This window comes from Gordonia sp. C13 (assembly GCF_023218005.1).
GTDB lineage: Bacteria > Actinomycetota > Actinomycetes > Mycobacteriales > Mycobacteriaceae > Gordonia > Gordonia namibiensis.
In genome coordinates, this window is sequence record NZ_JALPSY010000020.1 from 37,486 (window position 1) to 51,214 (window position 13,729).

General features: G+C 66.3%; 12 protein-coding genes and 1 riboswitch. All 12 genes read left to right on the forward strand.

What is annotated here, in order from left to right; genetic code table 11:
• Positions 1-17 precede the first annotated feature (17 nt).
• The 12 genes from M1L58_RS15690 to M1L58_RS15745 all read left to right on the forward strand — a co-directional run bounded on the left by M1L58_RS15690 (position 18) and on the right by M1L58_RS15745 (position 13,203).
• Positions 18-869: a hypothetical protein gene (locus M1L58_RS15690; RefSeq protein ID WP_248659594.1), complete on the forward strand. Its 852-nt coding sequence runs from the start codon at positions 18-20 to the stop codon at positions 867-869.
• On the forward strand, positions 848-2,383 hold the full coding sequence (locus M1L58_RS15695) for a hypothetical protein (RefSeq protein ID WP_248659641.1): 1,536 nt from the start codon (positions 848-850) through the stop codon (positions 2,381-2,383). Before M1L58_RS15690 ends, M1L58_RS15695 begins: the two co-directional genes overlap by 22 nt.
• Positions 2,380-3,870: an SCO6880 family protein gene (locus M1L58_RS15700; protein WP_248659595.1), complete on the forward strand. Its 1,491-nt coding sequence runs from the start codon at positions 2,380-2,382 to the stop codon at positions 3,868-3,870. Before M1L58_RS15695 ends, M1L58_RS15700 begins: the two co-directional genes overlap by 4 nt.
• Before the next feature lie 22 nt (positions 3,871-3,892).
• Complete coding sequence (locus tag M1L58_RS15705) at positions 3,893-5,752, forward strand: hypothetical protein (RefSeq protein ID WP_248659596.1); 1,860 nt, start codon at positions 3,893-3,895, stop codon at positions 5,750-5,752.
• Entirely contained in the window at positions 5,749-6,060 is a 312-nt protein-coding gene (locus M1L58_RS15710) for a transposase (RefSeq protein ID WP_248659597.1), read from the forward strand. The genes M1L58_RS15705 and M1L58_RS15710 overlap by 4 nt, the downstream gene beginning before the upstream one ends.
• Complete coding sequence (locus M1L58_RS15715) at positions 6,057-7,919, forward strand: peptidoglycan DD-metalloendopeptidase family protein (RefSeq protein ID WP_248659598.1); 1,863 nt, start codon at positions 6,057-6,059, stop codon at positions 7,917-7,919. The genes M1L58_RS15710 and M1L58_RS15715 overlap by 4 nt, the downstream gene beginning before the upstream one ends.
• A 67-nt stretch (positions 7,920-7,986) precedes the next feature.
• The gene (locus M1L58_RS15720; protein ID WP_248659599.1) at positions 7,987-8,733 is read left to right on the forward strand and encodes a hypothetical protein; all 747 of its coding nucleotides are present in this window, start codon (positions 7,987-7,989) and stop codon (positions 8,731-8,733) included.
• The gene (locus M1L58_RS15725; protein ID WP_248659600.1) at positions 8,733-9,407 is read left to right on the forward strand and encodes a hypothetical protein; all 675 of its coding nucleotides are present in this window, start codon (positions 8,733-8,735) and stop codon (positions 9,405-9,407) included. The genes M1L58_RS15720 and M1L58_RS15725 overlap by 1 nt, the downstream gene beginning before the upstream one ends.
• Positions 9,404-11,227 (forward strand): TraM recognition domain-containing protein, encoded by a 1,824-nt coding sequence (locus tag M1L58_RS15730; RefSeq protein ID WP_248659601.1) that lies wholly within the window; start codon positions 9,404-9,406, stop codon positions 11,225-11,227. Before M1L58_RS15725 ends, M1L58_RS15730 begins: the two co-directional genes overlap by 4 nt.
• A complete protein-coding gene (locus M1L58_RS15735; RefSeq protein WP_248659602.1) occupies positions 11,224-11,700 on the forward strand; it encodes a DUF4913 domain-containing protein in 477 nt (158 codons plus the stop codon). The genes M1L58_RS15730 and M1L58_RS15735 overlap by 4 nt, the downstream gene beginning before the upstream one ends.
• Before the next feature lie 10 nt (positions 11,701-11,710).
• A complete protein-coding gene (locus tag M1L58_RS15740; RefSeq protein ID WP_248659603.1) occupies positions 11,711-12,763 on the forward strand; it encodes a hypothetical protein in 1,053 nt (350 codons plus the stop codon).
• Between the two features lie 29 nt (positions 12,764-12,792).
• The gene (locus tag M1L58_RS15745) at positions 12,793-13,203 is read left to right on the forward strand and encodes a hypothetical protein (RefSeq protein ID WP_248659604.1); all 411 of its coding nucleotides are present in this window, start codon (positions 12,793-12,795) and stop codon (positions 13,201-13,203) included.
• A 374-nt stretch (positions 13,204-13,577) separates the two neighbouring features.
• A riboswitch (glycine riboswitch) is annotated at positions 13,578-13,666 on the forward strand.
• Positions 13,667-13,729 lie beyond the last annotated feature (63 nt).

Here is a 13,729-nt window from a genome sequence, read left to right on the forward strand (position 1 = left end):
CAATGGCGCTTCCAGGCATGACCGAATCCGAGACCCCTACCAGGCGCGCCTGGTGGAAGCGTTCTGGCGTGTGGACGGCGGTGGTCGTGGTGCTCGTGGCCACCAGCATCGCCGGACTGGCACTGCTCAGAGGTGGCGAGGACAGCAGCCAACCGAGGGTTGCTGTTTTGCCGCCGGTCGTGCAGGAACCGTCTGAATCACTGCCCGCCGACCCCAACGGGCCCTACACCGGCAGCGACGTCGACGTCATCGGGCGCGGTATGCGGGTTCCCGCCGACCCCCACGGCCACGTCCTGGCACAGACGTCGAAGACGTCGTCATCGCGGCTCACACAGCCGATCGCCCCACCGCAGGGACTGGAATGGCAGAAGGTCTACGGAGCGCCGATGCCGTTCAGTACCAGTGACGGTCCCACCGAGATCAGTGCCGACGGTGTGCCCTCAGGTTTCAGCCGCACTCCGCAGGGCGCGGCGCTGGCGACCTTGCAGATCCTCATGCGCGCCACCTACGGGCCGCGCGAGGTACGCCAGGCGATCCTCGACAGCTCGGTCATCGGTTCGGCCGAACTGAAGAACATCGTCCTCAACGCGCCGAGTGAGCCGCAGTACCAGACGATCCCGGCCGCGGTGCAAATCCTCGAGGACCGCTACAGCGAGAACTCTGCCTCCGTGCGCTGGATGTTCGGTCCCCTGCCCGCACCGGAGGAGTTCCCGACCACCAACGGCACCGTCTACCACGGTGGCGCGATCCCGGTGATCTGGGAGAACGGCCGCTGGAAACTGAAACTGACCGAGGCCGTCGTGTCCTCTGAACTCAGCGACTTCGAGGAGTACCTCGACGACCCGAGGTGGGCGACGACATGGTTCTGACCTCGGGCCGCGCGTGGCCGCGCCGCCTCCTCATCGCCGTCATCTTGGCCGCGGTTCTTCTCGTGCGGGTCCCTATCGGCATGGGGGACAACACTTCTGTCCCGGACACGATTCCGGTAGCCGCTGCCGCACCGAACGTTGTCGACAGCACCAAGGAGTGCGTCAAGAACCCGGTGGCAATGCTGACCAGTCCGTTGGGCTGCGTGGCCGCCAAGCAGCTCGGCGGGGCAATCAAGGACGCGGCCGGCGACGGCTTCAAGTCGGTTGCGAAGTCGATGGCCCAAGGCTGGGTGAAGATGATCGAACTCGCCTTGGCGTGGTTCATCAAAATCCCGACACCGGACTATGCCCACGACTCGGTGATCACCGATATTCAGCAATCAACCGTGCAGTTGCAGCTCTATGGGCTGGCACTGTCAATCCTGATTGGCTCCTACAAACTGATCCGGGCGCGCCGCCAGGCGGTGATGAACGAAGCCGAGGAGTCGTTTACGAGCTTGGCGAAAACCGTGTTCGGGGCCTGGATGTTCGGCGGCGTGCTCACCGTCTGCACGGCAGCTAGCGACTCGTTGGCCGACTGGATGCTCGACAAGGGTGCGGAGAATAACGAACAGCTCATAGCTAACCTGGGCGCGGCTAACTTGGTCGTCGGTCTCGGGTCGGGCTTGGTCTTCGTGGTCGCGATCTGCGGAATTCTCGGCGGTCTGTTGCAGGCTGTTCTTCTGATCGGGCGCCAGGCGATGCTCGCTGTCGTGGTGGCCGTGATTCCGCTGGTTGGCTCTTTCGGCGGCACCGCAGTTGGCAAGGACGCCTTCTCCAAGTTGATCAAATGGACTGTGGCGCTGCTGCTCTGGAAACCAGTCGCCGCGATCGTGTACTGGGTGGCGTTCAAGATGGCCGGTCACGACGTGAACTCCCTCAAAGACGCACAGATGGCTTTGATGGGCCTGATCTTGCTCGCCCTGAGCGCCTTGGTCCTGCCGATCCTGATGCGATTGGTCTCCGGTGGTGCGGCGATGTCGGGCGGGTCCGGGTTGCAGGCCGGAATGATGACCGCGGGCGTGGTTGCTGCCGCTGGAACGATGGTCGCGACCGGCGGAGCCTCAGCCGCTGCCGGCGGGGCGTCGACAGCCGCGACCGCGGGCGCGACAAGCGGCGGTGCTGCCGCAGGACCGAGTGCAGGCGGCGGGCTCAGCGGTGGGACCGGCGGCCCACCACCTCCTGGTGGTGGCGGTGGCGGCACCGGTAGTGGAGGCATGCCCCCTGGTCGCGGTGGAACTGGTGGCAGCAGCAGCGGCGGCAGCGGCTCGCCCTCGTCGCCCCCGCCCGGAGGGCGTAACTCCACCGACCAGCTCGGTGGGAACGGTTCCGGCGGCGGCAGTGGCTCTGGCACCGGTGGTCCCTCGATGGGAGATGTCTCGATGGCAAGCAATGCCGTGATGTCGGCCTCCGAGATGCTGTTCGACGACGGATACGAGTCCTCGTCGTCGGCGCAGGAGGGCAGCTACCGATGAGCACTCCGCGCAGCAACGCCGTCCTGTTGTATGGCCGCTGGGAGAAGCCTCGCTCCACCGGCCTCTTCGGTATGACATGGGGCGCAACCATTTTCGCTGGCGCCGTGCTCATCGTGGGCGTGCTCCAGTTCATGATTTTCCGCTCGTTGTTGTTGACCGGCGCAATTCTCGGCCTCGGCATAACTCTGCTGGTGCCGATGCTGATGCAGCGCCGAGGTCGTACTGGATGGGAGTTGATGATTGTGCGTCTGGCGTTTTGGCGGGCACAAAGCAAGGGAGAGAACACGTTCCGTGGAGGCGTGTTCGGGGTGGTGCCGGGCCGCTCGCAGATGCCCGGCATCCAGGGCGATACCCGGCTCTACGAATACGAGTTGAGCTCGGGAAAGCGGTTCGGCCTGATCCACGCCAGGGCCAAGGACCACTACACCGTGGTCCTGTCCAGCCAGCCCCAAGGGCAGGAACTTGTCGAGCAGTGGCAAATCAACGAGTGGGTGCAGGGGTGGGATGACTTCCTCGCCAGCCTGGGCACGACCCACAACGTGGCAGGCGCAACGGTGGTCGTCGAAACCGTTCCCGACAACGGCACCCGCATCGCCTCGGAGGTCCGTGCGATCACCTCTCCGGCTGCTCCGGCCTATGCCCGTGAGGTCATGGCACAGACGGCTCTGCATCGGGCGTCGGCGATCGTGCGCAGCGAGCTGCGCATCTCGATCACCTTCCGCCGCCAACGCGAGGCAGCCAGCCGTGAGGTGGCCGACCAGGGTGCCGCGATCGGGCGTTTGCTCTCGACGATCATCTCCAACGCTGCTGCGGCTGGTCTGGACGCAGCACCGATGACGGCGGGGGAGCTGTGTGCAGTGGCAACCCGCGCGTACCGTCCCGAACTCGACCGCGAACTCGAAGTGCTGCTGAGTCGCGGCGAGCAGGACGAACTGCGCTGGGATCAGACCGGTTGCGCGGGCGCCAAGGCCCAGTGGGACTACTACGTGCACAACGGGTTCCGCTCCATCACCTGGGAAATGGCGGCTGCGCCGGCAGGCACTGTCACCCACGATGCGCTTCGCCCGCTGCTGGTGCCCCGCTTCGATTTGCCGCGCAAGCGGGTGGCGATCATCTACCGCATCCACAACATCGCCGAGGCGGTCAAGCTGGTCGACGGCGACTTCAAGGACGCTCTGTCGGCAGAGCAGGCGAAAACCGGTATCGGTTCGGCTGCGGCGTCGATCCGCGTGGACAACACCCGTGCCGCCCGCGAAGAGCAAGCCCGTGGTGCAGGTCTGACCCGCTTCGGCGTGCTGGTCACCCTGACCGCGCCGCACGACGCCGATCTGCCCCAGATGACCGCCGAGATCGAGGGTATGTCCGCGGCCGCACGCATCGGAGTCCAGCGCGTGTACGGCGGCCAGGACTCGGCCTTCGCCGGGTCGCTGGGCCTGGGGATCTTGCTTCCCGAATACGCCACGGTCAACAAGCGCCTCACCACCTGAAACCGAGAGGACCAAGCGAGTAATGACGACATTGGGAGTGCCCCCTCGGCACCGCGCCGCCGACTCCTCAGCCATCTCCGTCGAGAAGGAGACGGTGCCCGACACGGTGCGCGTCGGTGGCGTGCTGGTGCTGACCGCCCAGCGATACGCGGAACTGAAACTCGACGCCGCCACCAAGACTGGGCTGGCGGGCCGCAAGGCGCGTCACCGCCTGGCCACCGAAGATCGGCGACGAATGCGCGCAGTTTCCCGCGTGGTCGAGCAGGGCGGATTCGACATCGAAGGACGCGACCCTGGCCATCGCGGCGCAGCTGGAGCTGGGGGAGGCCGCACCAACATCGTGCTGAAAATGCACGAATGGCGTGCCACCACCGCCCAGGTGGCTGGCGGGTTCTGGCCGTTCTCCATCGGAGCATCGTCGCCGCTGCTGGGGACCCCGCTCGGCTCTCACCTGCGAACCGGGCAGGACTTCGGCTGCGATCCGCTCTCGTGGTTCCTGGCCGGGCTGATCACCGCCCCGGTCGCGTTCGTGCTGGCGCTCAACGGTTTCGGCAAGTCGTCGCTGGTGCGCCGGTTGGCGCTGGGCAACCTGGCCCAAGGCCACACCTCCCTGTTCCTCGGCGACATCAAGCCCGACTACGCCGAGCTGACCCGAGCCAACGGCGGACAGGTCGTGACCGGCGGCTACGGGCACCAGAAGATCAACCCGTTGGCCGCCGGGGCCCTCGGCACCGTCCTGGACCGGCTGAGCGAGGAAGTCGCAGCACTCCAGGCCCTCACCGATCCGAGCGACGAACAGCGTCAACGACTGACCACCCTGTCCGATCTACGAGTGCAGGTGGCCGCGGATCTGCGGGCACGCCAGGTCGCCACCCTCGCCGGTCTGGTCGAGATCAACCGCGGGCGAGCGGTGGAGGACTTCGAGGAGACCCTGCTGTCCTCGGCATTGGACATGCTCTACCGGCCAAAGTCCGAGGACGGCAGAGGATTCACCGGCGCTCACCCACCGATCCTCGAAGACCTCTACGAAGTCATCAAGGAGGGCAACGCTGCTCTCTACGAAGACGCAGCAGTGGAATGGAAAGAGGCCTACGTCGAGGTCACCGCACCGCTGCGCCGCTCGCTGCGAGCACTCGTGTGCGGTCGACTGGGCGAAGTTCTCAACGGTCAGACCACCCAGCCGCTCGATGTCAACGCGCCGGCGGTCTGTGTCGATGTGTCCCGCGTTCCCCAAGGCGACAAGAAGCTCAAAGCCGCACTGCTGCTGGTGTGCTGGTCCGACGGATTCGGTGCCGTCGAGGCCGCCCATGTCCTTGCCGATGCGGGCATGGGGCCGCGACGCACCTTCCAGGTCATCATCGACGAGCTGTGGCAGGTGATCGGTTCCGGTGCGGGCATCGTCGATCGCGTTGATGCGCTGGTCCGTTTGAACCGGTCCGATGCGGTGTCGCTGGTCATGATCACCCACTCGGTGGCCGATCTGTCAGCGTTCGAGTCCCAGGCCGACGCCAACAAAGCGATCGGCTTCTTGGAGAAGGCACGGCTGAAGTTCATCGGCCCGGTCGGCCCGGAGGAACTCGACCGGCTCTCGGCAGTGACGCAATTCAACGCCGCCGAGCGTGCCCTGGTCACTTCGGCGGCCTCGACACCGCCGCCATCGGAGTCGGTATTGCAAAAGCTCCGCCACAGCATGAGGGTCGGCGACCGCGCCGCCGAACGTCCGCGCCCCCACGGCCAGGGCGTGTTCCTGCTGAAATTCGGTGAGGACAACCGCCCCGGCATCGCTTTCCGACTGAACTTCACCCCGCTGGAAGCCAGCGGCGCTGTGCACGACACGAACTCCCGCTTCAAGGGCATCACCAGCCGAGCAGGTGCGGCATGAGCGCCCCCGACTCGACCCGGCGCTACGGCTGGATCGACGCCGAGATCCGAGAGCTGGCCGTGGCCACCGTCCGCGACCTGCTGCCGCACGTCGAGTCCCTGTGGGCCGCCTGCTGTGAGGTGTCCAAGCAGCTGTCGGTGCATCCCAACACGATCAAGAACTGGTACCGGGGCGCGGTCAGCGAACAGGACACTCCGCCGGCCGGTACGAACCTGGAACTGACCGCCGCCCGCGAACAGATGCGGGCACTGCAACGGCTCAACGCCAATCTCGTGGAAGCCCTCAAAGACCGGGGTACCCCTCCATGAACGAGGTCGCGAAAGGGGCTGTGGCGCTGGCCGTGGCGCTGGTGGTGGCGATACCCGTTGCCATCGTCGCCATACTCAGCGGCACTGTGATCGACTGCGACCCCTCCGGCGGCGTCAGCGAGACACCCTCCGGCGGTAACCCCGGTCAGCGCACCTGGCCGATGAAGAAGGGCACCTACAACCTCAGTTCCGGTTTCGGAATGCGTGGTGGCGCACCCCATCAGGGCATCGACCTGGGCTCACAACCCGGTGCACCGATCTATGCCGCCTACGACGGAATCGTGGAGAAGGCCGAGGCTGCCTCGGGATTCGGCCAGTGGATCATTCTGCGGCACACCATCGACGGCAAACGCGTCGACACCGTCTACGGCCACATGTTCCCCCAGGACCTCCTGGTCAAGCAGCCCGGGCAGAAGGTGGTGGCCGGCCAGCAGATCGCACGAGTCGGGTACAACGGCTCGGTCAGCCCTCCCGGCCCCGGTGGCACTCACCTGCACTTCGAGGTCTGGGAAGGCGGCCGCTTCGGCGGCACCGCGATCGACCCACAACCCTGGCTCAACGGCGCGTCCGAGCCTGGTCAGACACGCAGCTCGGGTGGGGTACGGAACATGGCAGCCGTGGTGCCGCACACCGAAGAACCTTCGGACGAAGCCCCTAGCAGCGAGGCTCCTGCGACCCGCCCGGCGGCGGGCGAGCCACTGCCCGAGGCGGTTCCAGAACCGTGGCGCTCACTCATCAACGAGGCCGCCGCCAAGCATCCCGACTCCGATCGGCGCATCGTGGCCGCAACCCTGTGGGCGGAGAATCGCGGGTGGCCGCCGTACCGCAAGACGGGCTGGGCGACGTCGACGTCTTCGGCAAATGGGCCGTGGCAGTTCATCCCGTCGTCGTGGGCGTCGATGGGCTACGACGGCGACGGCGACGGGATGAAAGACCCCGGCAATCCCGAGGATGCGGTACACGCCGCGTTCAACCACTCGCCCGGATCCGCCGGCCTGCCGGTGATCTACGGCGAAACCGGGAATCCTGCGGCCGACTATCCGACCAAACCGTTCTATCGGCACAACCCGGCCAAGAAGAGCCTGCTCACCTACATGGCCAACTACAACGGCAACGACGGCACCGCCGTCGAGGGTGCGGTGCTGCCGAACTTCGCGCGCGGCCAGAACGGCGACTACGTACGCATGGGCTACTGGTTGATGGCAACCAACTTCGAGAAAGGCTGGCTACCCGAATCGAACCAGATCGTCGATGCCAAGACCAAGAAGTCACTGGGCAACCGCCTCCCGTCCTCGGGTTCGATCACTGGCAACGGATGCGGCGACAGCAGCAGCGAAGGTGAAGGGTCGGCAGCGCCGAACGGGTCGTGGGTGTACTACTCGCAGAACGATCCACGGTGGCAGGTCGATGGCCTTCCGCTTGCCGCAGCAGGCTGCGGGCCGACGTCAGTCGCGATGATCCTGGCGTCCACGGTCGACAGCTCGATCACTCCGCCGGCCGTGGCGAAGTACGCGGTGGAGAAGGGTGCCTGGGGCGCCGAGGGACTGTCGTGGTCGTTCTTCGACCAGATCGAACCGAAGTGGAAGGTCCCGGTCCGGTCCATCGGCACCGACTACGCCGCCGCCGTGGCCGCACTCAACAACGGCAAGAAGCTCGTGCTCTCGGGTGACGGCGGATTCCCGCCACCGTTCTGCCCGTGCCCCGGTGGACACATTGTGACCGCCCGAGGGGTCACAGACGACGGCAAGATCGTCGTCGCCAACCCGGCCCCGAACTTGAAGGGGCCGAACGGAACACCCGATAACTCGGCCTTCTCGACCCCGATTCCGGGCTTGAAGAACATGTGGGTCTTCGGATGACGTCCACACGATCACCCAGCCACCCCGCAGGCGCAGAGTCCGGACGAACCCTCGACAAGGAGCAACGATGACCACTCCCTATGACAAGTCGAACCAGTTCGGCCGCGACGGTTACGACGCCTACGGCTACGACGAGAACGGCTTCGACCGCGACGGCTATGACGCCGAGGGCTACGACCAGTACGGGTTCAACCAGTACGGTCGAGATCGCGCAGGACGCGACCGGGACGGGTACTACCTCGACGGATACAACGACGCCGGTTTCGATGCCGACGGATACGACCGGGCCGGGTTCAACCGATACGGCTACGACCGCACCGGACACGACCGCACCGGACAGCGTGCACCCGCTCGCCCTGCCGAGCCCACCGCCCGCGACAGCGCAATCGGCCTCCTCGGCGGAACAGCGGTGACCTTGACCGCCTCCGGCATCGTCACCGCCCTCGTGGTGTGGCTGCTGCGATACATGACCACACGCACACCCGAACAGGTATGGGACCAGTTAGACAGCGACCCACCACTTCTCCCAAGCCCCGGCACCGCAGCCCTCTGCGCGGCCGGACTCGCCCTGCTGGCGATCACTATCTACGTCGTCATGACCGTCTACACCCCCGGCGGGGCGGCCCTGTTCCGGCTGCTGGTCTTCCTGATCGGGGCCTGTCTGGTGATCGCAATGGGAAACGGCAACGCCGCGCCCACCTGGATCGCGTCACTGCTCATCGTCGCCGCCGGCGGCGCGGCCATCAGCCAACTCGTCCCGTCGATCGGCCCCCGAATCCCCGCCCCCTCCGCACTCAGCCGAAAGGAACCGTGATGACCCGCAAGAAGAACACTGTCAATGACGCCGCCGACTGGGACGCCGCCCGCGACGCGGTGCGCGCCAACAGCGAAGCACTCAAAGCGATGAACAGCCACAGCGAGCTGTTCACCTGGGCCGAGAGCAACGGCCTTAACACCCCGTCGCTGTTCACCAAGTTCAAGGCTGAGCTGCGCAAGCAACTGCACATCGACTACAACGAGCTGCGCCAGAAAGCATTCGACGCCCGCACCGAAGAGATGGCACAACAGGCCGCCGACGCACCTCAGGTGACCCTCTACGCCGCCGGAGACAGCGAGGTCGACTCGTTCGCGATCTGCTCCGAGCACGGTGAAGATCCTTGGTACGGCGAGTTCCACCCCAACGACAAGGTCAGCGACCAAGACAGCGCTGACATCTCTGCCGCACGTAAGGCGATCTACCTCGCCGGCCAAGCCCGTGAACAGGAAGACCTCGAGCTGCTCGGGCTGCGTCTGGTGGTGTCTAACCATCGGGTCACCGACCAGACCCTGCAACGAGACAGTCTGCGCCACAAGGTGTTCGTGACCATCGACGTCGTCGACAACGGCGAGGACAACCCCGCGTTGGAGGTGTGCCGACTGCCGGGATTCCGCAGCTGGCGTGAGGTCTCCCTGACCGATCTTCTTGCAGCGGCCAGCGGGGCACGATGATGGCCAGCGCACCGGGGAAGACGAAGGAACCATCGGGGCATCGGGGGACAGACCTGCTGCTGTTCAGCGTTGCCGGGGTGGTGGCCGTGGTCGCCGTCGTGACCTGGGCGGCCCTGCACCTCGCCGGGGGGCAGACGGTCCCCGGCAACCCGTTCGCAGTACCGATCAAACTCGCCACGGGCGATCTGCGGTGGCCGCTGGCGGCGACCGTGTGGACGGTCCTGATACTCGCTGTCACAGTCGGTCTTGTCGGTGGGGGAGCGTGGTGGTGGCGGCAGCGACGCACCAGCCGGACCCGCGTCGACAGCGCCCAGCAGCACCTCGGCAACCGCCAGGACATCGAATCGGTGACCGCCAAAGCGGTGGCCGCCAAAGCGAAGTCCCTCGGCGTCACTGATGCGGTCATGCCCGCGGAGTTCTCCAGCACCATCGGCGTGCCGCTGGGACGCACCCTCAGCGGAACAATGGTCTACGGCTCGTGGGAAGACATGCACCTCGACATCTGGGGTCCCCGCCAGGGCAAGTCGACCTCGCGGATCATCCCGGCGATCTGCGAAGCGCCCGGCGCCGTGCTCGCCACAGAGAACAAACGAGGAAACCTCGACCACACCCGGCTGGTGCGCGAATTCCGCGACGCCGCCGGCAACCCGACCCGGCAGGTGTGGGTCTTCGACCCGCAAGCGGTCGCCAACGAGGACCCGTGGTGGTTCTGGAATCCACTGAGCTACGTCACCGACGAAATCCGCGCCGAAGAGCTGGCCCAGCTGTTCTCCGCCGGCGACGACGGCCTCGACGCGAAGAAGGACCCCTACTTCGACCCCGAAGGCGAAGACCTGCTGGCCAACCTCATCCTGGCCTCCGCCCTGGCCGCAGAACCGATCACCGTCGTCTACGAGCGGCTGGTCGTGCGCGATCGCGGTCACGAGGCCGTGGCGATCCTCGACGAGCACGGCTACCCGATGATCGCCCAGGCACTCAACGCACGACTGAACTACGCGTCCAAGCAGGCCGACGGCATCTGGGGTACCGCCATCAAAATGGCCAAATGCCTGCGCGGACGCAACGTCCGGCAGTGGGTCGCCCCGACCGACGCCGACGACCAGCGGCCCGAACTGGACCTGGACTCCTACATCCGCAACGGCGAGACCCTCTACTGCCTCTCCCGCGAGGGTGTCGGCTCCGTCGGCCCCCTGGTGGCTGCGCTGACGATGGCCGCCACCAAAACCGCCGAGGCGATCGCCACCGCATCGCCAGGCGGTCGGCTACCGATCCCGATGCTGTGCGCGCTCGATGAAGCAGCGAACGTCGTGCGCTGGCCCGATCTACCGAAGCTGTACTCACACTTCGGCTCCCGCGGAATCATCATCATGACGATCCTGCAATCGTGGTCCCAAGGCATCGGCGTGTTCGGCGAACGACCAATGAAGCTGCTCGAATCCTCGTCGAACATCTACATCTACGGCGGCAACGTCCGGGAAGCGGCCTACCTCGACAACCTCACCAAACTGACCGGCCAATACGAGCGGTTGGCACGCAACGTCTCCGACTCCAGCGGCGGCGGCAAGAGCGGCGGGAACCATTCAGTGTCGCGCCATGTCACCCGCGAGAACATCTTCAACCCCAGTGACCTCGCGGCGTGGCCGCGCGGCCGGCTGTTGCTGTTCTCGGCAGGCAACCCGCCCACGATCCTGAAAACCGTGCCGTGGTGGGAGAAGCCATACGCCGACCTCATCAAGTCCTCGCTCGCCGAGTACAGCCCCGACGCACCGCCAGTCGCGGCGGTCGCCGCCCCGGGGCACGCCGAAGGAGCACACCGATGACCGACGATCTGTTCCTGGACGAAGAGCTCGCCGACGCCGCTGATGACTACGACGACACCAGCGGGGAAGGAGACGCAGAGGAGGCAGCCCCCGAGCCCGAGTTCACCTCGGTGTATGAGTTCGTCGAGACCCACCTGGTGTTTCTCTACGCCCGCAAACTCGCCCACAAACAAGACCGCCGCTGGTGCCCGCGCTGGTTCGAGCACCCCGAAGCAGTGTCACGGCTCGAAGCGCTCTGGCGCGCATACGAATCGCTGCGGTTGGACCCAGGGACCGGGATGAGCGTGTGGTGGCGCGATCACGCCGACCACCACATGCCTGCACTGTTCGCTACCGACGGCCCGTTCGAAGGGTGCTCGGTTGACCGCGGACACAACACCGACCTCGCCGCCACAGCACTGCCCACCGACGAGATGGACGACCTGAACCTCCGGGTGGCCATGAGCACCCTCGCCCCAGAAACCGTCAGTTAAGGAGCCCCCAATGGAAGAGCACGACAACGAAACCCGCGAGCTCGAACAGACAATGGAGCGTGCACTGGCCGTCGCCATCGCACACGGCTCCTCGATGGTGGAGTCCTGGGCGAAACTGGTCGCCAAACAGCGCAACCGGAAAGCGCAGCGCGCCGACACCGACAAACCCGCCCCACCCAACCAGACGCCTGACGACCTGGGTCGCACCGCCGCCAAGGTAGAACAGCGCGCCCGCCACGATCTTGCGAAAGGTCGGCCAGACGCCCCCTTCTGGCTCACCGCCAGCCCCGACGAACTCGTCGAGAAGTTCCGCACCGACGACGCCGAAAAGGCCCCTTTCCGGGACCTCGACCCGCGCCGACTCGGCGATCGTGCCTACGACCGGCAATGGGCGCAGAACACCAGAGGCACCGCAGTCGTGGGCGTACTCGACCTCGCCCACCGATACGCCGACGAGGCCGTCGTGGCTGCCAACGTCCGCGACAACCTCCGCGAACAGATCCAGGATCTCGGACTCGACCCCGACGAACTCATGCGCATGGACCCCGCAGAAGCGGGCCGCCGCTACGAACAGACAGTAGGAGAGGCCAGGCAAGGTTCGGACAACCCGCTCAGCTTCGGCAGCGACAACTCCGCACAGCCAGCGATGACCCACGACGGGAGCGACAGCGTCGATCGCGATGGCGCCCAGGCCGCCGCACTGCTCTCCCAAGCACAAGCTGCCGACGACCGCGCAGCCACAGCCGAACACAACGCCGAACTCGCTGCCGAGCGGGCCGATGCACTCAACCGGTCAGCGCCCAACGAACGCCCCGGCCGAACACCACCCCCACCGCCACCCGTGGTGGCGGTGGGGCCGCAGACCTATACGCCACCGCCGATGAGCCGAGCCGAACGAGTAGGCACCGCGAGCCCCACCGCACCAGGTCGCGCCGCCGCGACCGCCGCCCGCGATCACCCCACAAACCCACGTGCCGCCGTCGCCTCAGCACCCCGCAATCAGGCCCGCGCCAGGACAGGCGGCGGCAAGAACGCCGATCGCCAACGCGCACGCGGAATGTGAACCCACCCAACCAACCCTAGGAGACAACGATGACCACATTCGACCCCAGCAACCTCCTCGCCGAGATCGAAGCCGAGGACGCCGCCGAAGCACAAGCCCTCGCCGAACGGCAACGTCGCCGACGCGAAGCACTCGAACCTGCGGCCCAGCTGGCCGCCGAGATCGAAGCCACCCGCACCGAATTCCTCAAGGCCGACCGCCGGCGCCTGGCCGAACTGGCCGGGTTGGTCAAGGAAGCAAAAAAGAACGGAGCTCCCGCCGCCAAGCTCGATCTACTCAACGTCGCGCCGCTGACCACCCAGGCCGGGACGCGCCGAGGCCGCGCGAGCGGGGCGCGTCGTCCTCGCCGCACCACGGCCCCTGAACCCACCGCCGCCGCTCAGTACACCCCGCCGACCGCGGAAAGCGACGGTCTGACAGACGTCCGAATGGCCGGCTAAATCAGCAGCAGAGCAACTTCAGATCGCCCCCTGGGCCGGTGCCACCTACGGGTGGCACCGGCCCCATCGTCTTATGACGCCGCTCACCCTGGTGGTGTTGGCCGAGCACTCCGGCCGCTTCGAGTGGTGAGACGCTAGCGTGGCCGCGCCTCGATTCGGGTCCACCCGGAGCGGTCACCGGGGCCGCCGGTCAGCCGCGTCCCAGGCGCTGAGCCCGACGGTACAGCTCAGTAATGGTGTTCGTGCGCCACCGGATTCGCCGTTGGTGTGGTCCGCTCCGCTCAGCCGGGTCCTTCGGGGCAGTTTTGCTCGTCAGGTGGTGCCGAGGCCACAGTGCAGGTAGTGTCTCGCTTCGAGATAATTGAATACGCCGTTGACGCGCAGCGGGAGAACCTCTTCGTGAGGTGCCGTAGGAGCAACTTCCTCCCCAGGAATCTCTCAGGCCCAGTACCGCAGCGCAGAGGCAACTCTGGAGAACAGTGCCGGTTCACGCCGGGCACTTACCGAAGGTGAATGCGCGGTCACG